The organism is Prochlorococcus marinus subsp. marinus str. CCMP1375, assembly GCF_000007925.1.
GTDB classification, from domain to species: domain Bacteria; phylum Cyanobacteriota; class Cyanobacteriia; order PCC-6307; family Cyanobiaceae; genus Prochlorococcus_E; species Prochlorococcus_E marinus.
Genome location: NC_005042.1, coordinates 1,119,947 through 1,145,037, shown reverse-complemented (window position 1 = coordinate 1,145,037; position 25,091 = coordinate 1,119,947). Strand labels below are relative to the sequence as shown.

Below are 25,091 nucleotides of genomic sequence, written 5' to 3'. Positions count from 1 at the left end.
TTTAATGAATCTCTCAGATGTATTGAAATTTTCTATTGATCTTTTAGCTGTTCTGCTTTTAGCTTTAGGTATTAAAGGGCTCTCTAAAGTTCGTTCCGCACGTGAGGCAAATAGGCTAGCTGCTGTTGCAATGATCCTTGCGACAATTGGAGTCTTGGTTGATTCTTATGGGAATTTAGGAATATCAATAGACGCATGGATTTGGATAATTCTTGGATCAGCAGTAGGTGGTTTATTGGGAATCTTCACAGCTAAAAAAGTTGCTATGACGGCAATGCCCGAAACAGTTGCTTTATTTAATGGATGTGGAGGTATGTCCTCATTACTTGTTGCTTTGGCTGTAGCTCTTTTCCCTTCAACGGAATCTACTGGTGAATTAAGTAATGGGTTTGTGGAGATCATTTCAATAGTTATTTCAGTTTTTGTAGGGTCTATAACTTTTACTGGGTCAATAGTTGCTATGGCCAAGTTGCAAGGTTGGCTTTCTACTCCTGGATGGATGCAAAGTAAGATTCGACATGCTGTCAACATTGGGTTTGCAGTTCTTGCATTGGTATCAATGGTTTCTTTGCTAATGGGAGGGAATAGTGGCCTTTGGTTATTAGTTGTTGGCTCCGGACTTTTAGGGATAGGTGTCACTATGCCTATTGGTGGAGCTGATATGCCTGTAGTCATATCATTATTGAATAGCTACTCAGGTGTAGCAGCTGCAGCTGCTGGATTTGTTGTAGGAAGTCAATTATTAATAGTTGCCGGAGCAATGGTTGGAGCGGCTGGATTAATACTTACTCAAGTCATGTGCAATGGTATGAATAGATCTTTAGTTTCTGTCCTCTTTGGTGGAGCGATTGGAGGGACTCCCTCTTCAGGATCTAGTGGTTCTGGTGAATATGTAAATATCACTAGCTGTAGTGTTGAGGAGTGTGCGTTAACTCTTGAGGCTGCAGAAAAAGTTGTGATTGTTCCTGGCTATGGATTGGCTGTAGCGCAAGCTCAACATACACTTAGAGAAGTTACTAGGGCTCTAGAAGGGAGTGGGATTCAAGTTACTTATGCAATACATCCAGTCGCTGGTCGAATGCCTGGTCATATGAATGTTCTTCTTGCAGAAGCTGATGTTCCTTATGAACAACTCAAAGAAATGGATGTCATCAACCCTGAATTCCCTGCAACGGATGTTGTTTTAGTGCTAGGAGCTAATGATGTTGTAAACCCTCAAGCCAAAAATGATTCAAGCTCTCCTTTATATGGAATGCCAGTTCTTGATGTTCAAGAAGCTCGAACAGTTTTTGTAATTAAAAGAGGTATGAGTGCTGGATATTCAGGAATAAAAAACGATCTGTTTGATTTAGCCAATACTTCAATGGTTTTTGGTGATGCAAAGAAAGTTTTAGGTGATTTGTTATTGGAATTAAAGGAATTAGGTATTAGTGGTAAAGGCTGAATTTCATCAAAAGCTTCTTGATGAACTTGAAATAGAACCGTTTAAGCAGCGTTTCCCTTGGTTTGGTGGAGATCTTCAGACTCTTAGAGATACTTTCATTGATGAAAATTTATATCTTTATGATAATGAGCTTGTGCAAATAGAGATTCCTTCTAAATGGTCTAAAAATCCAAAGAAAGAACATTTAATAGCCTTTCTTAATCTTCCATTGAAAACTTTAAAAGTAAAAGGCTTGATTTTGCTACTTCATGGATTAGGTGGTTCAAGTCGCAGAAGAGGTCTTAGACGTATGACTGCTGCTTTATTGGATTCAGGCTTTGCTGTTTTGAGATTAAACCTTCGAGGTGCCTCCCCTGGTAGACAATTTGCAGCAGGAACATATGCAGCTAATTGTAATAGCGATATATTTCCGGCAATTGAGAAAGCTAGAGAAATTTCTTGCTTACTTGGGAGTAGTGGCAATACAACAAATCAGGCCCTACCAGTCTTTGGAGTAGGTATTTCGCTTGGGGGGACAATCTTATTGAACGCTTGCTTGGACTTTGCATCTCTAACAGGAAGTATGGCTTTAGATGCGTTGGCTTGTATTAGTACTCCATTAGACTTGTCTGAATGCAGTGCATCTATTGAGCGACCTCGTAATAGTCTTTATCAGACGTGGCTTCTTAATAGATTAGTTCAGCAGACTCTTGAAGATCCATTTGGAGTTACTGAAATAGAAAGAGAGTTTTTAGTTCAAAGAAATTTTTGGAATATTCCAGTCGCTTCTTCTATTAAGGCGTTTGATGCAGCTATTACAGCTCCTAGATGGGGCTTTAAAAGTGTTGATGACTATTACAGGACAGCATCACCATTGAATAGATTGCTTTTCAATACCCTTGAAAAGATGCCGAAGACTCTTCTAATTCATTCTCTTGATGATCCTTGGGTCCCTGCTGAATCTGCTAAAAATTTATTTGAAAATATTCAAATTAGAAACTTGTCTTCTAAATTAGAAATTTTATTAACGAAAAAAGGAGGCCACAATGGCTTTCATGGTTTAAATGGTTGCTGGGGCGATGAAGTTGTTAAAAGTTGGTTAATGAAGCTTGTTAGTTGAATTATTTAGAGGAGTCTCTTTGAAGACCCATTCTTTTATTGGGGTTCCTTCTACCACATGGCCTTTGACGATTGGTTCTATGCGATCAGCAGAAACGTTGTGATACCAAATGCCTTCAGGCCAAATCAAAAGTATTGGACCTGCGCTGCAAATCCTCAAACAGTCTACTTTGCTACGCAAAACAATTCCTTCTGGACGGTTAGGGTCTTCAAGATTTAATTCTTGTAAAACAAGTTTAAGTTTTTTCCAGCTTTTGAGACCTTCATCAGCTTCGCAACATAATGACTTCTTAGAAGTTCCACATAGCAATAAATGGTGACTTATTTGAGCACTCATTTTTTGTATGTGGCCATGGTTATTTGATTCGAATCTTTTTGAACTTGAGATCTCACTTCTCTACGAGCCCAATAATCTACTTCGATTACATCTTGAAGTTGAGGGTCAAATTTTAGATCTTTCTTATGGTTTTCACAGGCCGCCTCAATAACCTTTGGAATATTTAGGAAATGAATTTTTTCTTCTAGAAAAAGGGCCACAGCTTCTTCATTTGCAGCATTAAGAACAGCTGGCATAGTGCCTGCTGCTTTCCCTGCCGCATAGGCAAGCTCCATGCATGGATATTTTGATGTATCTGGTTCATGAAAAGTTAATTTACCTATTTCTGAAAGATTAAGTCTTCTCCAAGAAGTGTTAATCCTATTCGGCCAACTCATAGCATATAGAATTGGAAGCTTCATATCAGGCCAACCCATCTGAGCTAAAACGGAAGAATCATTCAATTCAATCATTGAATGAATAATGCTTTGAGGGTGAATAACTATTTCTATATGGTCGTAATCAAGACCAAATAAATAATGGGCTTCTATCACTTCAAGTCCCTTATTCATAAGAGTTGCCGAATCAACCGTTATTTTTTTTCCCATACTCCAATTCGGATGACTAGTTGCATCTTTAATAGAGGCATGTTTCAAGTCTTCTGTGGCCCAGTCACGAAAGGCTCCCCCAGATGCTGTTAGCTGAATGTTCCTTAGTCCTGGAGTTGGGATTCCAGTAGAAAGCCGAGCATTTTCTGGCCAAGGAGTCCCTTGTAAGCATTGAAAAATGGCTGAATGTTCTGAATCTGCAGGTAGCAATCTGCTGCCACTGCGTTTTAATTCTGGAATTACAACCGGGCCAGCTGCAATTAAAGTTTCTTTGTTTGCTAGTGCAATATCTTTACCAGCCTTTATTGCAGCCAGAGTAGGTAGCAGACCTGCACAACCAACAATCCCTGTAACAACAAGATCTGCACTGTGCCATGAAGCTGCAATGTTTAAGCCATCATTTCCAGCAACTAAGTGTGGGAGGGCGTTAGGTCTTTCTTTTCCAGTTAAACTATTTAGACGCTCCTGAAGTTCTGGCAAAATATCTTTCCTAGCCAACGCGACAACCTCTGGTTGATGCTCTTGGATTTGCTTGATAAGCAAATCCAAGTTCCTACCGGCAGTTAAAGCAACTACTTTGAACTGCTCAGGACACTCTTTGGCTATTTCGAGAGTTTGGGTGCCAATCGAACCAGTGGAGCCCAGCACGCTGATGGCTTTCACAATGTTCAAGCAGTTATTACTAGTCTCTCATTTGAAGGCTGCATTAAGTACAAAAAGTTAATGATCTGGGAAGGAATGGAGAAATACTTTAACTTTGAATCCATTCTGTTACTCCATCTTTTTTATCAATCAACTGAACCCCTTTGAGGTTCAGTTCTTCCCGGATTTTATCTGCTTTAGCAAAGTCACCCGATAATTTTGCATCCTTACGTTCTTGGATTGCTTCTCTTATCAGAACTTCATCGAGATTTTGACTTTGTTTAGAAGTTCTTGTTTTTGGTAGCTCGGCTTGTAATCCTAGAACATTTGCTAATTCAGTAAGGAGTAACCATCTGGAGTATGAAGTGTGTTTGTCAGACTCAGAGATTAATTCGGAGCTGCCATTTTCAATTTGATTGCTTAATGACCTTAATGGACGAGCAAGTTCAAATAGAATCGATATAGCTACAGACGTATTTATATCGTTATTTAATGCATCTATAAATTGTTGGCGAGATAGGTTTAACGTCTCATTTAAGGAGTGCTTACTTAGAGAAGTGATCTTTGATTCTTGAATGTTTGGTTTAGGCCAATTAAGAGTTTGATGTTTCATTAGACCTAAACAAAGAATTACATTTAACCTTTTCCATCCTGTTGAAGCAGCATCAAGAGATTCTTTTGTGAAATCAAGTGGTTTTCGATAGTGAGCTTGTAGTATGAAAAGTCTTAGTGTCATTGCAGAAATTCCTTCCTTAAGAAGGGCCCTTATTGTGGTGAAGTTGCCAAGCGATTTGCTCATTTTTTGGCCACCAACATTCACCATTCCATTGTGAAGCCAATATTTTGCAAGTTTTTTGCCATTTGCTACTTCAGATTGAGCAATCTCATTTTCGTGATGTGGAAATATCAAGTCAGCACCACCTAGATGAATATCGATAGTTTCACCTAGTTCCTGAAGAACCATTGCTGAGCATTCAATATGCCAACCAGGTCTGCCTGCTCCCCATGGGGAAGGAAAACTTTGTTCTCCTTCCTTGGCTGCTTTCCAAAGTGCAAAGTCAAATGGGTTTTGTTTACGGGCTTCTTCCTTATCTGTAACTCTCCCATCAGCATTAAGTTGTTGTTCAGATAAATCACGCTTACTTAATTTCCCATAATTGGCATGCTTCATTACAGCAAAATAGACATCTCCTTCTGCTGAATAAGCAGCTCCTTTCTTTTCTAATTCTTCAATCATTGATTTAATCTCTTCGAGGCACCTTGTTGCTCGAGGCATTCGATCTGGTCGTAAGATGCCTAAAGCGTCCATATCTCGATGAAATTCTTCAATATTTCTTTCGCTAACTTCATTCATCGTGCAGTTTTCTTTAGAAGCTCTTGCTAAAATTTTGTCGTCAATATCAGTAAAGTTCTGAACAAATTTAACCTTATATCCTTGCGCAATGAAGTATCTCCTTAAAACATCCCAAACTATGTAACTACGTGCATGGCCTAAGTGGCAAAGATCATAAACAGTGACACCACAACAATAAATGCTTACTTCTCCTGGCTTTAGCGAACTAAAAGTTTCTGTTCTCCTGGTTAGTGTGTTTGTTAGCTTTAAAGGCACTTTTTTATTTAGAGAGTTTAATAAGAAGCATTGAATTAGCTGTTTACTTGGCATCCATCCAATTGTCTCCAATAGATGCGTGTACAACTAAAGGAACAGCAAGGTGTACAGCATTTTCCATTGTACTAACAACTATGTTTTTAACTTCTTCTATTACTGATGGCTCTACTTCTAAAACCAATTCATCATGAACTTGTAATAAAAGATTTGCTGCTACACCACTTACTTTAAGTTTCGTAGCTAGTTGTACCATGGCAATTTTAATAATATCTGCGCTAGAACCTTGTATGGGTGCATTTGCAGCAGCTCTTAATTGTTGGGCTTCCATACCAGCTCTTCGAGCACGCTTTAGGTCTATATTCATAGGATCACTACCTAAAAGTCGACCTAATCCATTCTTGTCAAAATTAAAGTAGCGACGTCTCCCTAATAATGTTTGAACGTAGCCTTTACTTAAGGCAAGTCTTTCTTGTAGTTCTAAGAATGAAAAAACTTTAGGATATCTTTCTTTAAAACGATTCAAGAAGTCTTTTGCTTCTGATTGATTTAGGCCTGTAGATCTTGCAAAACGTTGGGCTCCCATACCATAAATGACTCCGAAATTTATTGTTTTGCCTAGTCGCCTTTCATTAGAATTAATTGACTCTTTTTCTAATAGAATTTTTGCAGTTAGAGTGTGAACATCATCACCATTCTTATAGGCTTCTTGTAGAATTTCTTCACCTGAAAGGTGAGCTAGAATACGCAGCTCTATTTGAGAGTAGTCTGCGCTTATTAGCTTCCAGTTTTCCTGGGGAAGGAAAGCCTTCCTTATACGTCGGCTAAATTCAGTACGAATAGGGATGTTTTGTAGGTTTGGATTGCTACTACTTAAACGGCCTGTTGCTGTTACAGCTTGGTTGAAGTCGGTATGGACTCTGCCTGTTTCTGCTTCAACTAGTTGAGGGAGTGCATCCACATAAGTACTTACAAGTTTGCTAAGTGTTCTGTGCTCTACTAATAAAGGAACTAATGGGTGGTCTGCTTCAAGTCTTTCAAGAACATTAGCATCAGTGCTCCAACCAGTTTTTGTTTTGCGAGATTTCTTCTTATCAAGAGCTAATTTATCAAAAAGTATTTCGCCAAGTTGTTTTGGAGAATTGAGATTAAATTCAAACCCAGCACTTTTATAGGCTTGTTCTTCAAGTCCTTTTAGCGTTTGGTTTAATTCTTTTGACAATTCTTTTAAGTAAGGAATGTCTATGCATATACCTCTTGCTTCCATTTCCGCTAGAATTGGTTCAAGTGGTTGCTCTACTTTCTCTAAAAGTTGAATTAGTTCTGATCCCTTAGTTTGAAGTTGAGATCTAATTCGAAAAGAAAGTTTTCTGGTGAGATATACGTCCATTCCACAATAAATACTTGCTGTATCAATATCAACATCTTTAAAAGTTTCTCCTTTTCCTACAAGTTCCTTGAAGTTAATTGGTGTAAACCCATACTCTCTTTTAGCTATTTCATCTAGGCTATGTTTGTTTGTCGAATTAGAAAGATAGTCGGCAAGGAGTGTGTCCATTACTACACCCTCCAATGGAATCCCATTGTGTAAAAAAATCAGACGATCATACTTAGCATTTTGGAGTACTTTAGGATGGTATGAACTGCTTAGCCAAGGAGTAAGTGATTGAATAACATTCTGTATAGGGAGCTGTTGTCTTATTGATTGATCCTTTAACTCTCCTTGAGAATTATGGCCTAAAGGGATGTAGGCTATATCATCAAGATTTTCACCCCAGCAAAAGCCAAGCCCAACTAGTTCGGCTTTAAATGGATTTAAACTAGTTGTTTCGGTATCAATAGCAACTGGCTGTAGTGGTTCATTACATCTGCTTAGTTTATTTACAAGAGATTTAAGTTGAGATTCGGTTTCAATGATTTGTGGCTTAATAGCAGGAGGCTGAGTACCTGAGTCCTCGATCTTTTCGTCAGGTGTATTTTTTTTATTGTTTGATTTTTTATCAGTAGAAGAAATGCTTCTCTGATTTGTATTGAATCCTCCTTTAGAGAAACTAGCTGTAAAATTTGGCAACTGATTAATGAGGCTAAAAAGTTCTAGCCCCTCAAGAGAATTTTTTAAAGATTCTTGATTTATTTTAGTTAGTTCTAAATTACTGAGTTCTTTAATTGGGACGTTAATCATAATTTCGGCTAATTGGCGTGAAAGATAAGCATTCTCTTTCCCGGTTTTTAATTTTTCTTTTAACGCACCTTTGATTACTCCTTGAGTTGCTTTTTCTCCTTTTGTTTCCAGGTAATCTAATATTTTAAATATGCCATCTAAATCACCATTCTCTTTAAGTAAGTTAATAGCCGTTTTAGGACCGACCCCTCTGATGCCAGGTATATTGTCAGAGCTGTCCCCTGTTAATGCTTTTAAATCAATGACTTTTGTGGGGATAACACCAAGCTTAGTTTTTACGCCAGCCTCATTAATAAATGCTGGACTACCGCTTTTTGCATAGGGTCCCCCCCCCATATATAAAACGGCTATATTCCTATCGTCGTCAACAAGTTGAAACAGGTCTCTATCACCAGTAAGTATGCGCACTTGCCAACCATTGTCGGAAGCTTTGTTCGCTAATGTTCCTAAGACGTCATCTGCTTCATAGCCCGGTGCTGTAAAGATAGGAAGATTGAGACTTTCTTCAAGAATCTTTTGAAGCTGTGCTAGATCTTGAAAGAAAATATCTGGGGCGACATCTCTATTGGCTTTGTAATTTGGGTCTGCTTTATGCCTAAATGTCGGCTCAGCAGTATCAAAAGCAATTGTTACCCCTTCAGGGCTAAGTAGCTTGCAGTTATCAAGAAGACTTTTTAGAAAGCCATATGTCACGCTGGTAGGTGTACCTTCTTTTGTTTGTAGACCTCCTTCTCCTCCTTTGCTAAAAGCATAGAAGCTTCGGAAAGCAAGGGAATGTCCATCAACAAGTAGTAAAATAGGTTTTCCTTTGTCTTCAGGCATAAGTTCATTGATGTGATGTTTGGTGACTTAATTTAATTGCGTTTTCTTTTTGACCATGGAGGAATGTCAATAAAAACTCTCTCTCCAGGATTTATTCCTTTAATGATTGCAGTTTTGTTACCACTACTTGAACCAAGTTCCACTTTTTGGAATAAGGGCTCTTCCTTTTTTCCAACAATTAACAATCCAGGATTTCCATCTTCAGTCACTATTGCAACAGTAGGAACAATTGTTCTAGTTCCAGACTCACCAGTCTGGAACTCTATATCAGCTGTCATCCCAATTCTCAATTTCTTAGGAGGTTTGACTAGGGATAGTTTCACCTCGAATGAAGTGACGTTGTTGTTTCTAGTTGCTCTAGGAGCTATTTCACTGACAAACGAATTGAAACGTTCATCTGGGAAAGCTTCAACACGGACGCTTCCCATTTGACCCGTTTGGATACGACCAATGTCACTTTCAGGTACTTTTGATATTACTTCTATTCCTTGAGATATTTCGACAACAGAACTTTTTATAGAGGTTTCATTATTTGATTTAGGTGAATTTGGAGAAACAAACATACCAGGTTCTGCATATCTTGCTGTAATAACTCCTTCTAAAGGAGATTTTATAAATAGCTCTTCTCCTTCAACTTGAATTTGCTCAAGATTGGCTTTTTTTATTAAAAAGCTTTTTTGAAATTCTTCATACTTTTCTTTGCTTATACCCCCTTCTAAAAACAATTGCTCACGTCGTTCAAAAGCAGCTTTCGCGTTTTCAAATTCGGCGCTCAGTGCATTGAAACGATATTTGAAATCACGGCCTTCTATCTTTGCAAGTAATTGATTCTTAACCACTTCATCTCCTTCTTTAACATAAACCTCTTCGATTATCCCTTGACGATGAGGATTAACATCTAGGCTCCTTTGGGCCTGTAATTTTCCACTCGCATTAATTAGAGATGGTAATTTCCCTTCTTCAGCTTTGATCGTATAGCTCATTATATCTCTTTTTTTATCAGCAGAGCTTGTTTTCCAAAGAACATTGCCACCAATTATGATTAATAGAAAAGCAGCGAGGCTAACAAGTTTTTTTTGATTTAGGCCTATCATTGGTTTTAATGGAACTTTTTGTTGAGCCGGTTTAGTTTTTTTTCTTTTAGTTGGTTTAAAAGCTCTAGAGCGATTAGTTTGGTCAGAATAACCCCTCGAATGTTGCTTTTAGAATTTTTCTGATGCTCAAAGTTGGAATAGTTGGTCTCCCAAACGTTGGGAAATCCACTTTGTTTAATGCTCTGGTTGCAAATGCACAAGCTCAGGCAGCTAATTTCCCATTCTGTACGATTGAGCCAAATGTGGGAACAGTTTCAGTTCCTGATGATCGACTTAAGTTGCTTGGAGCCTTAAGTGATAGCAAAGAATTGGTCCCTACTCGAATTGAATTTGTTGATATTGCGGGCCTAGTTAAAGGAGCTAGCCAAGGAGAAGGTCTAGGGAACAAGTTTTTATCGAATATTCGTGAAGTTGATGCGATAGTTCATGTTGTGCGTTGTTTTGAAGATGAAAATGTAATTCATGTGTCTGGTTCAGTAGATCCAGTAAGAGATATAGAAATTATAAATTTGGAACTTGGGCTTTCTGACCTCAGTCAAATAGAAAAACGAAGAGAACGTTTGAAAAAGCAAATTCGCAATAATAAGGAAAGCCAAGTTGAAGATCAAATTTTAGAAAAGATACATTTAGAAATTGAACAAGGAGGAGTTGCAAGAAGCGTGACCTTGCTTGATGAAGAAAGACAATTGATAAAGCCATTGGGATTGCTAACAGCTAAACCCATAATTTATGCATCGAATTTAACCGAAGATGAACTTTCTTTAGGGAATGTATTCTCAAAAAATGTTAAAGAGCTTGCTGAGAATGAAAGTAGTGAGAACGTAAGAATCTCTGCTCAGGTAGAGGCTGAATTAATTGAATTAGGAGAATTTGAAAGGCAGGATTATCTGGCTGGATTAGGCGTTCAAGAAGGCGGCCTTCAGAGTTTGATTAAGGCTTCATATAATTTACTTGGCCTTAGAACTTATTTCACTACCGGAGAAAAGGAAACCAAAGCTTGGACAATTAATTCAGGAATGACTGCTCCACAAGCAGCTGGAGTAATACATACAGATTTTGAAAGAGGCTTTATTCGTGCCCAAACCATTAATTATGAAAAATTACTTACAGCTGGGTCATTGCTTGAGGCTAAAAATAAAGGTTGGATTCGTAGCGAAGGCAAAGAATATATTGTTCAGGAGGGAGATGTTATGGAGTTCTTATTTAATGTTTAGTTAAATATTTGGAAATGAATTTGCTTAGACCATATTGAAATAAAACTAGATTAATGTGATTGACTCTCACCTTTAGAATCGATTGCTTTAAGGAAATAAAGATTAAGAAGAGGAAGCTTTCTTCCAGCAAATAATTCTAAGGATTTCAACGCTGGACAAGTACCAGTTTGTGCTACAGCTTGATTCAAGTGATCGGCTGATGCAACTGAACTACCAATGAGAATTTCCTTTACAAGAAGTATTTGTTGCTCTGCAGTGGCAAGGTTCCTTCGTCCTTCGTTATCAATTAATAATGAGGGAACAAGGAACGGATCTATCACTTTTTCAATTTCTTCTAATGCTTTTGGAAGAGTAGTATCCTTTTCAATAACCAACTGTTGAAAAGTGTTAGATAAAACTTTTGAGTACTCAATGCTACCGAGATCTGAAAACTTTTTGCCCTTAACTAATTCTTCCAGCATTTGATGAACTATATATTCCATTTCTATTTCATTAGACTGCTCAAGGTTGTTAGTTAGTTCGCAGATCTTTGATGTTAAAGCGTCAACAACAAATTCTGTAAGGGTTTTGCCATTTTTAATTGCACAAGACTTTGCCTGTAAAAGTAAACTCGGATCTATGTTTATATTCAACTGCTGTCGTCTAGAATTACTAGAATTAATAGGCATGTTGGATTTCGTGAATGAGCTTAGATGCTCTTATTTGCTATTAATTGATAATATATAAACTTAAAAAATTGTGCAATCAATATAGATATTCTAGAAAATCTAGCGAATTGTTATGACGATATCGCAATGGACAAATATACCGTGCAATTGATCTATTGCTTTGATGCATTTATTGAAGTATACCGTCGCAATTGATCTATTGAGTTGATGTATTAGTTACATGGAAAAATCCCATGGCTACTTTTCGTCTACATAAGAATAAACATATTTCATTTACAGGGAATACTTGAAGGCAAAAGGCTACAAATGCTTGATAAATCATGTCAAGTTGACTTATGCAAGAATCCTAATGAGCCATTATTTAATGGTCGTATAACAAGGCTAGAGGCTTCTCTGCCCTATTCTTTGCAAACGATACTCAACGTAATAGGGAGATTCAATAAGTAAATAGCGAACAGTTTCTAGACAATAACGTTCCTAAGACTTAGGATTATAGCTGTTAATGTAATAATATAAAAGAATAAGTTCAATCTTGTATAAATAGTTTAACACCCTAGATTAAATTTATAAAATTAAAAATCAATTGCTTTTAATTTAAATAGATCAAACATTGAACAAATTAATTAGAGCTTAAACAATCTTATACATCTTTATTATTAATATCAATTACGCTATTAGCAACGTTCTCTGAAGTATTTGTGTTTTTTTTATTGTTAGGTTCTTCATCATTGATGGCGCGATTAACTTCATCTTCAAATTCCAAAGATGCCTTTTGTAATGATTTGACTGTCTTGCCAATCATTCTTCCAAACTCAGGCAATCTTTTTGGTCCAAAAATGATTAACCCTAATACTGCTATAACAGCTATCTCAGGTAATCCAACCCCAAAAATGTTCATATAAAAAAGACTCCTTTTTCTTTTTGATTTGTTTTCCTGATAATACAAGAAACTCTTAACTATTATCTAAAACTTCTACACTCTACATAATTAAAAAGTGCTTCTTAGAACCATTATTATTTACAGCTTGAGAGCAAATTCGAAGATTATAGCTCGCTTGATTAAGATCTTCAAAAGCTTGGAAGTTGTTAATTAATTTTTTTTAGGAAAGATCACAGAACTTTTCCTTATAGATCTTTTAAGAACAGAGACATCTTCATTTTCAAACCCTTCACTTATGAGTTCCTTCTCTATTTCTCTAACTTTTTTAGTTATTGGAAGCTCTAAGCCTATGCTTTCTGCTGTATTAAGAGCAATAGATAAATCTTTATAGTGTAAGCCTAATTTGAAACCTAAAGGATATTCATCTTTAAGCATTGCATTTGAGCGGTTAGAAAGAGCCCATGAGCTCGCAGCACCCGTTTGCAGTGCTTTTATAACAGCATCCATAGGCAAATCTAATTGTTCTCCCAAAGCAATTGCTTCAGCCACAGCGGCATAGCTACCAGCCACAAGGATTTGATTGATTGCTTTTACTTCTTGACCTTTTCCAACCTCGCCAAAGCAATAAATATTTGTAGCTATTGGCTTCAGGAAAGGAATTATTTCTTTAAGAAAGATATCCTTACAACCTAGAAATATTGTTAAACTACCTTTGTTTGCACCTTCAGTCCCACCTGTTACCGGGGCATCAATATAATCTACATTTTGTTTAGCTAACCTTTTTGCAATAGACCTAGATTTGGCAGGGCTAATAGTGGAGAAATCTATAACAAGGGACTTTTTCTTTAAATTCTTATATGCGCCTTGAGAAGAGAACAAAACCTCTTCTATTGCTTCATCATCGCTAACGCAAATAAGTAAGACTTCACATCCTTTTACAACCTCTTTAGGACTTGAACATGAAATTGCACCTTTTAACCTTTTGTCCTTTTCTGCTTTACGACTACGAGTATGCACTTTCATTTTAAATCCAGCGGATATTAAATTCGCTGCAATAGGAAGCCCAATTGTGCCTAACCCAACAAATGCCAAACGAGGATGAAACATCTAAAACGTTTACTTCCAGAAGCTCCTCATACTATAAGTTAAATAAGAACTTAATAAAGACTAGTAATGGCAATCGATCCGTGATGTGTATAAGCTTTACTGCTTAGGCTTTACTGCTTAGGCTTTACTGCTTAGGCTTTAACGCTTGAGTGCAATGACTCCAGCGTTAACACGGATTTACTGAGAAAATTATATTTGATATATCTTGTTTAGGGTCATGGGTTGATTTTTCCTAGACATTAGCTCAAGACATTAGGAAGACTTCTTGGAATGGGGGTCTTCCGCAAAATAATCAGAGAAGTGCTATGACCAACCAATTCAGTGATCCAGAGAGAACAAAAGCTTATCAAAATGAGCCATCCAAGTATTTATTGAATCATGAAAATCGTGTTAGACGCCTACTTGAAATGCAAAGAAGAGTTAGAGGATTACAAGTCAAGAGAAATCATTTGAGGCATGAGCTTCAAGCAGTTGAAAAATGCTTAGAATCTTTGGATAGTCAAATACAAAGTCATGAAACTTATGAACAACTTACTTTTAGAAACAAAGTTTATTGACTCTAAATAATTAGATTGGGTAAGAACTCTCAAAAACAAGTGTCTAAATTAAAATGATTAGGGAGCTTGTTAAGTATTGGGTTGGCCCTTTTCTTGCTTTGGGGGCACTATTCTTTTTTGGAGCCCTTGGCTACTTCTTGACTGAAGGCTGGGATTGGGGCGATTGTCTTTGGATGGTTCTCATAACCATTACAACAATAGGTTTTGGTGAGATTGAACCTCTCAGTGCGGCAGGAAGAGCAGTAACTGTGTTCATTATCGGAGGAGGTCTTGTTGTAGTTCAATTAACCCTTCAACGCTTTCTTACTCTTTCTGAATTAGGATATTTTCACAGAATGAGAGAACTAAGGTTTCGCCGATCAATTAGAAACATGAAAAACCACATAATTGTTTGCGGTCATGGCCGAATTGGTGAAGAGATCGCAGAACAACTTGTCTTAAATGATATTGAAGTTCTTATTATTGAAAAGGATCCATTAATCAAAAGCAAAGCTGATCAGAAGGGTTTAAAAGTTTTGTTGGGAGATGCAACATTTGACGCAACTTTGCTATTGGCTGGAATAAAAACATGTCGAAGCCTCATCGTAACTTTGCCAAACGATGCATCTAATTTGTATGTTGTTCTTAGTGCAAATAGCCTTAATTCAAAATGTCGAATTGTAGCAAGAGCTGAAACTGATGAGGCATCAGTTAAATTGAAATTAGCAGGAGCCAACATTGTTGTCAGTCCTTATATTGCAGCAGGAAAAACAATGGCTGAAGCTTCTCTCTAATATTGATAGGCTTTTGGTTAGGATTTTATTTGCAAATGATGTCTTGATTGAATCTTTCCTCTACATCGGTTCTCTCTAGATATCGTTCAGAAGAGGTAATAGAGTTGCTACACCTAGAGGTATTTTCAAGAGCAATTCATGCCTAATTGAACTTTTGATGTTGGGGATAGTTATAGTTTTCATTTGTATGGCTTTTAAAGCCTATTGATGCAAACAATAAATAAAAATTTTATTATTGCACTTGGTTAAATTCCCATACAAAAAAAATGAGCCCAACCTTCTTAAATGTTGTTCGATTTAAGTTATTCCCTGGAATGGAAGACAAGTATTTTAATGTCGTGAACAAATTTGATGTTGAAGGCCTATTGAGTAGATATATTGCGAAAACTGGCGATCATGATTACTGCTTTGTTGGCCTTTGGAAGAATGAAGAATCAATAGCAGCAGCCAGACCTAAAATGATAGAGCACCTTGATGAAGTAAGAGGCTTTATGCAGGAGCTCTCGCCTGAGTTGGGCGTTACTGATCCTGTCTCCGGATCTATAGTTGCTTAATCTTTGTGAGGCTATTGACTAAATAAAATAGTAAGTATTTAATGGGAATAAAATTCAATGGTGGGATACATTCAGAATTCCTTTAAAGAAAAGTTAACCATCTGCAATTCTATTTGTGCTAAAAAATTTTACTCCTATGGATATCAAATTGTAATCAGCTGATTGCAAGAGCAAAATTATTTCGCATATGGTAGTTTTGCTAAAATAATAATTTGAGCAAACAAATCTATTGACATATAATCTAAACCATTTAGAAAGAAATTAACATAGATGGGTGGTTTGGTTTGCCGACTCACGAAGAAATAAAAGCCGCCAAGGCACATCTTAAAGCAGTAGATAATGCTCAGGAGCTCATTTTACAAGATATGTTTGATGATCTTAGAAGCAATTATGAAAATAATTTGCCTGACTTGAAGGATATGGAAAGTGATTAAGTTTGTCAAAGAAAGACATTTAAGATATTTGATTTTTTAATCGTTTCCATGTAAAAGTAAATAAAAAGCTCATAATCATTAGTGCTTATAGATTTTGAGTGTCTCTGTAAAGAAAATAATTGCGATAGTTCAACTACAATAAACCTTTAATCTTGCAGGAATAGAAGAGACTATGATAAAGAGACTTTGTTAAGGCAAAATCATCTTCAGAGTAGTAGCTATTTAGATTTGGCTGATAGTTATCCTCAAAATTATTCGTCATATGATGCAGACCCCTTTTGGCGATTTTTCTTAATTTTTCCACGTTGTTTTTTTAAGGCAACTCTTTTTTTCTGAGATGACTTAGTTGGCTTCGTTGCTCTTCTGATTTTGGCAAATGGCTTCAGACCATATTTTATAAGAGTAGCTAGTCGAGTTAAAGCCAATTGTCTGTTTTGATATTGCGTGCGCCTTTCCTGAACAGCTATATGAATTGAGCCATTAATTAGTTTTGTTTTTAAATGTTCAGATATTCTATCCTTTTGGAATGTACTTAAAACTTTAGAGGCCTGGATATTAAAAATGACTTCAACTCTACTCTCAGTTTTATTTATATTTTGCCCACCAGCTCCTGAGGACCGTGAAAAACGCCAACAAAGTTCATTCCCTGGGATGGTTAAATTGGATTTTATATATAAGTCCATATCGTCTAGCTTTCTATCCTTTCAATAGTTTAGTGTTTTCTTAGTAACGAATATTTCTCCCTTAACCTTGGGAAGAAAGATGTCCTCATGAGAATTTCATTGAATTTGTCTGATTATGAGCCTGTTAATTATTTGTGGGCAGACCTTTTAGAGTCATTAGGGATTGACAAGTCTAATAAGGCAGTAAGACAAGCTCTTGACTTACAGTACATGACAGGTACTAAGGAAACTTTACCTGTCCTTTTTATTGAAACTTGTGGCGTTGCTCTTATAACATTTAGTTTATTAAAGAATCAAACAGGGCTGTCTTTTTGTGGTGAAAACCACGTTCTTATATTTAGTCATAGAAAAAAATCATTTCAAGTTCTTCAAGAGCTTAAATAGATTGTTTAATATCTTTAATTAATCTATAAGAATAAATAATAGATTTGTTTTAATATTTAAATTATTCGTTGGTTTGTTCAACACTATTCAATAGAAGAAATAAATAATCGATAAATATATATCCAGATGAAAATTGATAATTAGTCAACCAAGACCTGTAAAAAGTTCTTTATGTACCACTAGTATTTCATAAGGAACAGTTCTTGCTTCTGGAGTTAAGGGTTCACCCTCTATATTTCGTGCTGTACTGCAAATGAGATCGCCATCCCAACGAACACCATGCTCACTTATTGCTTCTGACCATGCCCTAATTGCAATGAAATGATCTGGTATATGATGCCCAATCTTTCTACATGTCTCACAAAGAATTGATAAAACAGGTGGTTTTGGATTTAATCTGAGTTCTTTAACAATACTAGGTTGTGAGAACACTCCTTTGTAGCGTATATAGTCAATTAATTCGTGCTCGCTTTGTGATAATGCAGCACTTTCTATAGCTTCTTCAAATATTTTTGCTGAAATTATGGGTCTAATAGCAATTGCCATAACTTTAATGATAATTCAAATTAATCTTATAGCCTTTAAGCCCCAAATTGTCTTTATAGGATATTGACCTTAGTACAATTATTGCTTATTAGTAGATACTTTGAATATATCAAGTGCGATTTTTGTTAGGTGATATTCTAAATCTAAGTTAGCATGCATTTTTATAACCTCTTTGAATCTTGATGGAAATAACATCAGAACTTGTTGGTAATCCAATAACTCTACTGCTAGAGCGAGTTGCTTATTTTCTTATTGGCTGTTTTTTTGTAGTTGCTCTTTATAGAGGGGTGAAAAGAGGTAATCAAGATCGAAAGTGATTTCAAGTTGTTCTACACTTGCTTGAGGGTTTATAGTTTATTAACTAGTCATTAATTACTTAATCACAATTTATTGATAAATTATAGTTCGTTAGAACTAACTTTTCTTAACTAAAAATTTAATTAGATCAGCACAAATCTTCATTTTAAAATTCCATGGAAATTCTTTTGAGTGTAAAAATTTTCATATTATTAGCAAATTATTTTTGACGACGCAAACTTAGCTTTGGCTATTAGGTCTTTTAGAAGGTAAATGGAATAAGTAGGAAATTAATTTTCATGAGAGCTAGCGCTGTTTATTTCTATTGCCATACCGCCTTTAACTAGTAGATTCTTAACAAAATAGTCCTTATTGAATTTGTTTATGCTGAGAATTGCTTTGTCTCCTGGCTCTAAGATTTTCTGGACAAGCAAGCTTTGTTCAATAATCAATTGACATCTGGATTGATTTGTATAAAAATTACTTCTCTCGGGATGAGATTATTTCTATCTCCTCACTACATAACAATTAAATCATGTTGATCAACGTAAAAGAAACAGTAGTAGAAACTGCAGATGGAGAAAAGAAAAATCTTGGTGATTATTTAGGCAACGTCTTATTAATAGTAAATGTAGCAAGCCTTTGTGGAAATACTCCTCAGTACAAAGGTTTGGAGAAACTTTTTGAAAAGTATAAGAAAAACGGTTTTTGTGTTCTTGCCTTCCCTTGTAATGATTTTGCTGGTCAGGAGCCCGGGACTATCGAGGAGATCAAGGAGTTTTGCTCGGTAAAATACGGAACCACATTTGAAATTTTTAACAAGGTTCATGCAAAAGGTCTAACAACTGAGCCTTATACAACACTCAATAAAGTTGAACCTAAAGGAGATGTTTCTTGGAACTTTGAAAAATTCTTAGTCGGCAAGGATGGTAATGTTATTGCAAGATTCGAACCTAGCGTTGAACCATCAAGTGAGGAATTGATAACAGCAATTGAAGTTGCGTTGTCTTCATAGTTTTCAAAGGTGATAAAAAGGACTTCAAAAGATGATTGGCAATATCTGATTACTTTTTCTTTGCTAGCCATAGTTTTTATAGCAACTGATGTACTGAGAATCATAAATAAATTTGATTTTGCGTATATCTCCGGAAGACTTCTACTAGAACCATATCGAATTATCTCCACGCATTTTATTCATGCTGATTTACGCCATCTACTAGCTAACGCTTTTGGAATAGTCGTGGTTAGATATTTCTTTATGCAATTACGGCTCAAAAGCTCAAGTCTTTTTATAGTCCTCTTGCTTTTGTTAATACCAATTCAGTCTTTTCTTCAGTGGGTTCTAGATATATATCTCATCAATAACCCTCTATCTATGCTAATAGGATTTAGCGGATTACTCTATGGAGTAGATGCTTTTATTTTGTTGAGTTCAATTTATGGAAAAAATAATTTCCTTCATTTTGATATAGGACTATCTAGAAATCTTCAAGTAAGGAATGCCATGTCTGTGTTAACAGGCCTAGGATTCATTTTCTCCTTGTTCCCAAGAGTAAGTTTAAGCGGCCATTTTACTGGATTTCTAGCAGGTTTAATTCTTTTTCTTTTTTAAAAATAAGGTCAGCAAGAGGGATTGCACCTCTTAACCCGCTTTTACGGATCTGACGACGTTTTTTAAGCTAAAACAGTTTGTGGAGTTGCTTTAGTTGCTTTAGTTGCTTTTCTTGCACGTCTGGCTGGTCTAGAAGTTGAGGTTGTTTTTGCTGCAGGAGCTTTTTTGACTGCAGGAGCTTTTTTAGTTACAGCTTTTTTTGCTACTGCACTTGTAACAGTAGAAGCTTTAGATTTACTTGCTTTAGATTTACTTGCTTTAGATTTACTTGCTTTAGATCTTGTTTTAGATGTTTTGTTTACAGGTGACTCCTTTGTGGTTTTAGTGCCTTTTCGAGTGCGATGGCTCAAGATCATGGCCCACTCATCAGCGCTAACATTAGCTGGCTTGTTACCATGTACTTCAGATACTTTTGCAGCTTTCTCAATATCTTTGATTAGATTCTTCCAAGAAGACGAGTAGCGCTTGTCTGATTGGGATTTTGCACCACTTTCGACTAATGATTCAACCACTCCTGCAGCTGTTATCTTTTTACGACGCCGATTAAAAATTTCTTTTTGAAGTTGGGCTATTAAGGCATCTGCCTTAGCACTTAATTTGATAGTTAGTTGAGACATTGAATACGAGTTGCCTATTATTATATCTACCATAAAGAGGGGGGCATCTCAAATTATGTCTTACAAATTGGAGACATATTGTGACGAATGTGTGCCTTACGCTACTTCTCCAAATTGGTGCTCAATTTTCTTCCAACCATTACCTAGTAATTCTGTCCATGTCTCTATAGCAGGTTCAAGTCCAACTTTTCTACGATTGATAAATGTCAAGGGAGTATAAATCGGTGATACATCCCATTTGTCAATGTAATATTGAGGTAGTTTTTGTAAGGACACTGGATCTTTATGGAAGAGAAGCAACCACTTCCCCTTTGGCTCAATTAGCCAACCTTCAGGATTCATTGATAATAATCTCATGATGAGAGAAATAATGTTTTTGGTAGTAGTTAATAGGCCTAAGGCCTCTATGAGTGAGATTCACTTTTAGTAGAATCATTTGAAAAGTGTTAAATGTGCTTGGTGCTCATGAATTGTTAGAGAAACTAGGAATTACACAAAGCAAGTTGAATATTTCTTTGTAAGGTTATTTTCTGGGTCTCCGCCTTTTTGGCTCTGAATAGCTGCATTGATGCAACGTTGTTCCCAAGACTTAGGCTGTACCAATAAAAAGCAGATGCTGAAACTAATCTTAAGCTCTCTACTGTAAAGACAGCATACAGAGGAGATGGCGAATCCATGACCATGATCATATATAGTACAAATATACTATATATGATCATGGTCATGGTCGTGGGAAAGCGATGAGAGAGTGGGACTTTTGAGGCATGATACTCTTTTGATATATTCTCAGAATTAACAGCAATGCAAAAATGTCTTTATGACATTCCTTTGCTTAAAACTTAGATATTGAAAGTGAATTAACAGCTAGTTCTACTGTTTGTCCGTTACAGCTAAGCAACCTTTCTTTGTGACTGTTCTATTAGCTTTTTAATCCCTTTGCGCTTAACTTTCTTATTCATTTGCGCCGTAAGTCTTATATATCTATGCATAGCATCTCTGTTCGCGAACCCCCTTTCCACCTTCCTTTTTTCTTCCTGCTTTACAGCTAGAAGTAATTCTGTCATCGATCTGAGTACAGGGAAAACCATTATGCTATTTGATGGATTTGTTGCTTGTGAGGTGTAGACTGGTTGTTTGAGTATTTAACTTGTCGTGGCCTGATGTTAGCTATGTCTGCTCGTAAGTAGTGATTCCTCGGTTGCTAGATCTTAGAATGTTGCTGCTTAGTACAGAATGCCTAGGGTTTTGTTCCATTCTCTTTAAAGTATTTTTATTATTCTAGTCTCTAATTTTTATACATCAAGTAGGTATACACTAGATTACTTGTTTGTAAAATTATTTGCACGTGACACTGCCTCCATGGAATCCTTCCGTATATATACCTATACTCTTATAAATGCCTCGTTTTTATTGATATTGGATATTTATTGACAATCAACTTTATCAAAAGAGCGAAATGCGCTGATTAAGAATTGGGCAACTCCATACAACCTTCTAGTAGCATGTTTTAGAGCATTGCAATTTAAATTAAAAATACTAATTTAAATTCATACTAGAATTACATTTTTATTCATATCATGGGAGATGAGACTAAGAACGGTAAGGAAAGTAATTCTATAAGCCAATTACTTTCTGTTACTTCCGAGAGAGAAACTGCTAAACGTGCTATTAATCAACTCCTTTCTATAATTATTGGACATCAGCAATTTCTTGAGACTGAAGCCCTTAAGGATGATCCTAAGTTAAGGATAAAAAGGTCTATAGAGTTTGCTATGGCTGAGTACGCAGAAGGGAACTCTTTACTACATGATTGTGTACCTGATGCAAGACGGATTATTTCTGAATCACAAAGAAAACTGGACAGCCTAAATTCCTTATCTCTTATAGCAAACTTTTTAGAGACGTTATAAGTAAGATACACCTCTTTAATGAAGCCTTCTCAAGCATTATCATTCTAAGTTGCTTACCAAAAGACATCTTTAGAATGATCTCTTTTGTAAGAAGGGGGATTTGATAAGGAGTCTGTTGATAGGAGTAGTATAGTTTTATTTGCTTTTAGGAAGATCATTTGGAAAAACTTCCTTGTATAAGGAAAAGGCTCCAGCAATTGCAATGATCGCACTAATAAATAAAGTTAATATTCCTCCTTTCCCTCCTGCTTCATAGACATTTGTAGTAATAAAACCCGCGTTAATTATTGAGCTGAACAATAGCCAAGAAACTACCCATGCGGAAATATATAAAAATCCTTTCATAGAACGATTCATGAATAATTCATTTTTAGGCTTTCATATAAATAATCGATAAAATCGAGAATTATGCACTACGTTTAGAGTTCTTTATGAGACTTAATTAAATGTTATAAAAATACCTTATAATGCATTGCCATTACTTGGATCTAGTTATTAATACTCACACGGAAGACTTCATTATTGTCATGCTTGTGATTTGATTTGATAAAAGGAAAACAATATTTTGCTTTTTTATAAAAAAGATATCTTTGAGAGATGGTCTTATAGACGCACTTTTGAATATATTTACTCTCTGCCCCTCTTAGCCTTAAATTGGATAAAAATATTTTCGCTTTAGCCTAAGAGTTTGAAAAACGTTTGTTTCTCTGGCCTTAATGGACAGGCATTAGAAGTAACAATGTCTGATATTCCAACAATGCCATCAATTGCAAAGGTTATTCCACGCCAATGCTTTACCCGTCAGACCAGCAAATCTCTTGCTTACCTTTTTCGGTCAATTCTAATCCAGGTAATCGTCGTTGCGATAGGACTTACTATCCCTTATACACCCTCGATGTCATTGGTCTGGATTATATATGCCTTGGTTTCAGGTACTACTGCCATGGGCTTTTGGGTTATTGCTCATGAATGTGGACATGGGGCTTTTTCTAATAATCGTAGATTAGAGACAGTTATTGGATATTTTCTACATACGATACTTTTAGTCCCTTACTTTTCTTGGCAACGCTCTCACTCTGTTCACCATAGATTTACTAATCATATAACTGAAGGGGAGACCCATGTGCCTTTAGTAATTGGTGGCAATGGTATTAGTGAACAGGCTGGTGGTGAAGAGGAAATAGCATTTTCTAGGTCTATAGGGAAAGTTGCCTTTGGAGCAATGCAGTTATTGATGCATTTGATAATAGGTTGGCCTGCCTATTTGTTGGCTGGTAAAACTGGTGGCCCTAAGTATGGGATGTCTAATCATTTTTGGCCAAGAGAACCTTTCTCTAAAAAATTGTGGCCATCAACTTGGTCAAAGAAAGTCTGGAAGTCTGACTGTGGAATTGCAGTGGTTTTAATTATTCTTTTTAATTGGGCATGGTCCTTTGGTATAGCATCTGTTTTGACTATGTATGTTGGACCTTTACTAGTAGTTAATTGTTGGCTTGTTGTCTACACATGGCTTCACCACACTGATTCAGATGTTCCTCATTTAGGAGAAGAGGATTTCTCTTTTATGCGAGGGGCCTTTTTGTCAATTGATCGCCCGTATGGGAAAATTCTAGACTTTTTGCATCACCATATTGGCTCAACTCATGTCATTCATCATATAGCCCCAACTATTCCTCATTACCATGCAATAGAAGCTACTCGTGCAATTAAGAAAGCATTCCCTAAAGTTTACCTTTTTAATCCAACGCCTATACATAAGGCTCTTTGGAGTGTTGCTAGTAATTGTGTAGCCGTAAAGGCTGATGGTCAAAGTTCTAGATATCTTTGGGAAAAAAATCTAAATTAATAGATAGCATGTGTTTTTCTATTACATATAATTCTAAAGCTAAGAAATTTTATAGAAATAGTGATTTGTTGATGAGTATTAAATACAAATGAGATTTTCATATAATGAAAATCGGACGAGCTTAAAAAATTCTTTTGATCAACATCACATTAAATTAGGTATAACATGATTGGTATTGCTTTTTATCAAGTATTTTCTTATGAAGAAGACTTTAAGCTTTATTCAAATTGTTTGTGCTGTAATTATTGGTAGCTTGGTAAGTGATTTCTTAGTTGGCTTTGCTAAGCAATGTACATCTAAAGATGCTAATGGATGTGCAGAAAATCGAATGAAATGTATTTGGAATTCTTGGAAGTCACCTTTTGTTGCTCCTTCTTGCTTGACTGAGAGTAGGTTATAAAATTAAGAGATTTAAAAGTTAGAGACCCTTTTGATACTTCAGAGCTCTTCTTCTCTTGCTACCATAATGACTGATTTGTTGAATCCTTAATTCATTTATGAACTCTGGCTATACACTCTTCAAAGTAGATAATGCATGAGTATTTAATAGATTGCCTTTTATTTATAAGACTTCTTCGATTTTTCCAAATGAATGTGAGATTGATTGCATTGTTAAAATAAGCTTATATATGCCTTGAAAGTATGAATAGAGTTGTTAAAACTGAGTAGTTATAAGCAAAACTTATGGTCGTTAGAACCTATGTGAAGGAAAAACAAAGTGATATTCAATCTAAATATCATGCGATTCGTGAGCATCTTGAATCGACCTATAAGTTGATTCAAGTACAGGTTCGTTCGAAAATTCTTTTAGTAAGTGAAAATTCCAATCCTTATCATGATGGAACAAAGCATGATTTATCAGCCAAATCAAGTACAAATCCACCTGTATCTATTTCAAACAGGAAGGCATGGTCAACGCTGAGTTATATTAATTTTGGATTGTTTACACAAGGTAAACAATTAAATCCTTTCAAAGAAAATATTGATTGGACTAGAGGAAGATTTGTTGGCAATGTAGAGAAAATTACCATTAAGAATGGACTTGTCATTGAAAAAACGTTTGTAACTTCTAAAGGAACGATCATTAAGGTAAAGCGTAGTGAATTAGGTTTTTTACTCTGGGCTTTGTGGAAAACCCCTGTTATAAGGTTGAAGAATTTGATGCTTAGCAACTGAATGTTGCTAATGCTTGATTCT

Annotated in this window: 29 protein-coding genes; 15 read left to right on the top strand and 14 right to left on the bottom strand. The window is 36.0% G+C overall.

Translation table 11 applies throughout. The features are described 5' to 3' along the window. The first annotated feature begins 4 nt into the window (after window positions 1-4). Window positions 5-1,444, top strand: a complete 1,440-nt coding sequence (locus tag PRO_RS06085; protein ID WP_011125391.1) for an NAD(P)(+) transhydrogenase (Re/Si-specific) subunit beta — start codon at window positions 5-7, stop codon at window positions 1,442-1,444. Continuing rightward, window positions 1,431-2,543 (top strand): alpha/beta fold hydrolase, encoded by a 1,113-nt coding sequence (locus tag PRO_RS06080; protein ID WP_011125390.1) that lies wholly within the window; start codon window positions 1,431-1,433, stop codon window positions 2,541-2,543. The genes PRO_RS06085 and PRO_RS06080 overlap by 14 nt, the downstream gene beginning before the upstream one ends. Here PRO_RS06080 and PRO_RS06075 read toward each other — a convergent pair. The 5 genes from PRO_RS06075 to PRO_RS06055 all read right to left on the bottom strand — a co-directional run bounded on the left by PRO_RS06075 (window position 2,523) and on the right by PRO_RS06055 (window position 9,812). Beyond that, the gene (locus tag PRO_RS06075; RefSeq protein ID WP_011125389.1) at window positions 2,523-2,879 is read right to left on the bottom strand and encodes a (2Fe-2S) ferredoxin domain-containing protein; all 357 of its coding nucleotides are present in this window, start codon (window positions 2,877-2,879) and stop codon (window positions 2,523-2,525) included. The genes PRO_RS06080 and PRO_RS06075 overlap by 21 nt on opposite strands. Further along, window positions 2,876-4,114 carry a 1-deoxy-D-xylulose-5-phosphate reductoisomerase gene (locus PRO_RS06070; RefSeq protein ID WP_011125388.1) on the bottom strand — a complete coding sequence of 413 codons (1,239 nt, stop codon included), beginning with the start codon at window positions 4,112-4,114 and terminating at the stop codon, window positions 2,876-2,878. Before PRO_RS06070 ends, PRO_RS06075 begins: the two co-directional genes overlap by 4 nt. Window positions 4,115-4,217: 103 nt before the next feature. Further along, on the bottom strand, window positions 4,218-5,717 hold the full coding sequence (gene cysS / locus PRO_RS06065) for a cysteine--tRNA ligase (RefSeq protein ID WP_011125387.1): 1,500 nt from the start codon (window positions 5,715-5,717) through the stop codon (window positions 4,218-4,220). Window positions 5,718-5,760: 43 nt separating this feature from the next. Next, window positions 5,761-8,718, bottom strand: coding sequence for a DNA polymerase I (polA, locus tag PRO_RS06060; protein ID WP_011125386.1), 2,958 nt, complete (start codon window positions 8,716-8,718; stop codon window positions 5,761-5,763). 32 nt (window positions 8,719-8,750) lie between these two features. Continuing rightward, complete coding sequence (locus PRO_RS06055; protein ID WP_011125385.1) at window positions 8,751-9,812, bottom strand: efflux RND transporter periplasmic adaptor subunit; 1,062 nt, start codon at window positions 9,810-9,812, stop codon at window positions 8,751-8,753. A 122-nt stretch (window positions 9,813-9,934) separates the two neighbouring features. Between PRO_RS06055 and ychF the strand changes: the two genes are divergently transcribed. Then, complete coding sequence (gene ychF / locus PRO_RS06050) at window positions 9,935-11,026, top strand: redox-regulated ATPase YchF (protein WP_011125384.1); 1,092 nt, start codon at window positions 9,935-9,937, stop codon at window positions 11,024-11,026. Between the two features lie 50 nt (window positions 11,027-11,076). Here the strand turns inward: ychF and PRO_RS06045 are convergent, their stop codons facing one another. The 3 genes from PRO_RS06045 to PRO_RS06035 form a co-directional block, all read right to left on the bottom strand. After that, window positions 11,077-11,694, bottom strand: coding sequence for a hypothetical protein (locus PRO_RS06045; RefSeq protein WP_011125383.1), 618 nt, complete (start codon window positions 11,692-11,694; stop codon window positions 11,077-11,079). Between the two features lie 640 nt (window positions 11,695-12,334). Beyond that, window positions 12,335-12,592, bottom strand: a complete 258-nt coding sequence (locus PRO_RS06040; protein ID WP_011125382.1) for a TatA/E family twin arginine-targeting protein translocase — start codon at window positions 12,590-12,592, stop codon at window positions 12,335-12,337. Between the two features lie 192 nt (window positions 12,593-12,784). Continuing rightward, window positions 12,785-13,681, bottom strand: a complete 897-nt coding sequence (locus PRO_RS06035) for an NAD(P)-dependent oxidoreductase (protein WP_011125381.1) — start codon at window positions 13,679-13,681, stop codon at window positions 12,785-12,787. A 305-nt stretch (window positions 13,682-13,986) separates the two neighbouring features. Between PRO_RS06035 and PRO_RS06030 the strand changes: the two genes are divergently transcribed. From PRO_RS06030 to PRO_RS06015, 4 genes are all read left to right on the top strand, one after another. Then, window positions 13,987-14,238, top strand: coding sequence for a hypothetical protein (locus PRO_RS06030; protein ID WP_011125380.1), 252 nt, complete (start codon window positions 13,987-13,989; stop codon window positions 14,236-14,238). A 53-nt stretch (window positions 14,239-14,291) separates the two neighbouring features. Further along, complete coding sequence (locus tag PRO_RS06025; RefSeq protein ID WP_011125379.1) at window positions 14,292-15,011, top strand: potassium channel family protein; 720 nt, start codon at window positions 14,292-14,294, stop codon at window positions 15,009-15,011. Window positions 15,012-15,277: 266 nt separating this feature from the next. Continuing rightward, entirely contained in the window at window positions 15,278-15,565 is a 288-nt protein-coding gene (locus PRO_RS06020; protein WP_011125378.1) for a hypothetical protein, read from the top strand. 284 nt (window positions 15,566-15,849) lie between these two features. Continuing rightward, window positions 15,850-15,999, top strand: a complete 150-nt coding sequence (locus PRO_RS06015) for a hypothetical protein (RefSeq protein WP_164923234.1) — start codon at window positions 15,850-15,852, stop codon at window positions 15,997-15,999. A gap of 251 nt (window positions 16,000-16,250) precedes the next feature. Here the strand turns inward: PRO_RS06015 and arfB are convergent, their stop codons facing one another. Further along, window positions 16,251-16,682: an alternative ribosome rescue aminoacyl-tRNA hydrolase ArfB gene (gene arfB / locus PRO_RS06010; protein WP_011125377.1), complete on the bottom strand. Its 432-nt coding sequence runs from the start codon at window positions 16,680-16,682 to the stop codon at window positions 16,251-16,253. 99 nt (window positions 16,683-16,781) lie between these two features. Between arfB and PRO_RS06005 the strand changes: the two genes are divergently transcribed. Next, window positions 16,782-17,066: a hypothetical protein gene (locus tag PRO_RS06005; RefSeq protein WP_225866375.1), complete on the top strand. Its 285-nt coding sequence runs from the start codon at window positions 16,782-16,784 to the stop codon at window positions 17,064-17,066. Window positions 17,067-17,210: 144 nt separating this feature from the next. On the opposite strand, the gene PRO_RS06000 is transcribed toward PRO_RS06005, so the two are convergent. Beyond that, window positions 17,211-17,612 carry a hypothetical protein gene (locus tag PRO_RS06000; protein WP_011125375.1) on the bottom strand — a complete coding sequence of 134 codons (402 nt, stop codon included), beginning with the start codon at window positions 17,610-17,612 and terminating at the stop codon, window positions 17,211-17,213. 182 nt (window positions 17,613-17,794) lie between these two features. Between PRO_RS06000 and PRO_RS09605 the strand changes: the two genes are divergently transcribed. The 3 genes from PRO_RS09605 to PRO_RS05990 all read left to right on the top strand — a co-directional run bounded on the left by PRO_RS09605 (window position 17,795) and on the right by PRO_RS05990 (window position 19,521). Further along, a complete protein-coding gene (locus PRO_RS09605; protein WP_268741273.1) occupies window positions 17,795-17,929 on the top strand; it encodes a hypothetical protein in 135 nt (44 codons plus the stop codon). 515 nt (window positions 17,930-18,444) lie between these two features. Further along, window positions 18,445-18,924, top strand: a complete 480-nt coding sequence (locus tag PRO_RS05995) for a glutathione peroxidase (protein ID WP_011125373.1) — start codon at window positions 18,445-18,447, stop codon at window positions 18,922-18,924. Window positions 18,925-18,933: 9 nt separating this feature from the next. Then, a complete protein-coding gene (locus PRO_RS05990) occupies window positions 18,934-19,521 on the top strand; it encodes a rhomboid family intramembrane serine protease (RefSeq protein ID WP_011125372.1) in 588 nt (195 codons plus the stop codon). 62 nt (window positions 19,522-19,583) lie between these two features. On the opposite strand, the gene PRO_RS05985 is transcribed toward PRO_RS05990, so the two are convergent. The 3 genes from PRO_RS05985 to PRO_RS05975 form a co-directional block, all read right to left on the bottom strand. Then, window positions 19,584-20,138, bottom strand: a complete 555-nt coding sequence (locus PRO_RS05985) for a hypothetical protein (RefSeq protein WP_036891862.1) — start codon at window positions 20,136-20,138, stop codon at window positions 19,584-19,586. Window positions 20,139-20,234: 96 nt separating this feature from the next. Beyond that, on the bottom strand, window positions 20,235-20,495 hold the full coding sequence (locus tag PRO_RS05980) for a DUF1651 domain-containing protein (RefSeq protein ID WP_011125370.1): 261 nt from the start codon (window positions 20,493-20,495) through the stop codon (window positions 20,235-20,237). 533 nt (window positions 20,496-21,028) lie between these two features. Further along, window positions 21,029-21,226 carry a hypothetical protein gene (locus PRO_RS05975; protein ID WP_011125369.1) on the bottom strand — a complete coding sequence of 66 codons (198 nt, stop codon included), beginning with the start codon at window positions 21,224-21,226 and terminating at the stop codon, window positions 21,029-21,031. A gap of 489 nt (window positions 21,227-21,715) precedes the next feature. On the opposite strand from PRO_RS05975, the gene PRO_RS05970 reads away from it, so the two are divergent. Next, window positions 21,716-22,048 (top strand): hypothetical protein, encoded by a 333-nt coding sequence (locus tag PRO_RS05970; protein WP_011125368.1) that lies wholly within the window; start codon window positions 21,716-21,718, stop codon window positions 22,046-22,048. 135 nt (window positions 22,049-22,183) lie between these two features. Here the strand turns inward: PRO_RS05970 and PRO_RS05965 are convergent, their stop codons facing one another. Next, complete coding sequence (locus tag PRO_RS05965; protein ID WP_011125367.1) at window positions 22,184-22,405, bottom strand: hypothetical protein; 222 nt, start codon at window positions 22,403-22,405, stop codon at window positions 22,184-22,186. 382 nt (window positions 22,406-22,787) lie between these two features. On the opposite strand from PRO_RS05965, the gene PRO_RS05960 reads away from it, so the two are divergent. The 3 genes from PRO_RS05960 to PRO_RS05950 all read left to right on the top strand — a co-directional run bounded on the left by PRO_RS05960 (window position 22,788) and on the right by PRO_RS05950 (window position 25,070). Next, entirely contained in the window at window positions 22,788-23,894 is a 1,107-nt protein-coding gene (locus tag PRO_RS05960; protein WP_011125366.1) for a fatty acid desaturase, read from the top strand. Between the two features lie 199 nt (window positions 23,895-24,093). Next, window positions 24,094-24,294 carry a hypothetical protein gene (locus PRO_RS05955; RefSeq protein ID WP_036892307.1) on the top strand — a complete coding sequence of 67 codons (201 nt, stop codon included), beginning with the start codon at window positions 24,094-24,096 and terminating at the stop codon, window positions 24,292-24,294. Between the two features lie 284 nt (window positions 24,295-24,578). Beyond that, window positions 24,579-25,070 carry a hypothetical protein gene (locus tag PRO_RS05950; protein WP_011125364.1) on the top strand — a complete coding sequence of 164 codons (492 nt, stop codon included), beginning with the start codon at window positions 24,579-24,581 and terminating at the stop codon, window positions 25,068-25,070. The last annotated feature ends 21 nt before the right edge of the window (window positions 25,071-25,091 follow it).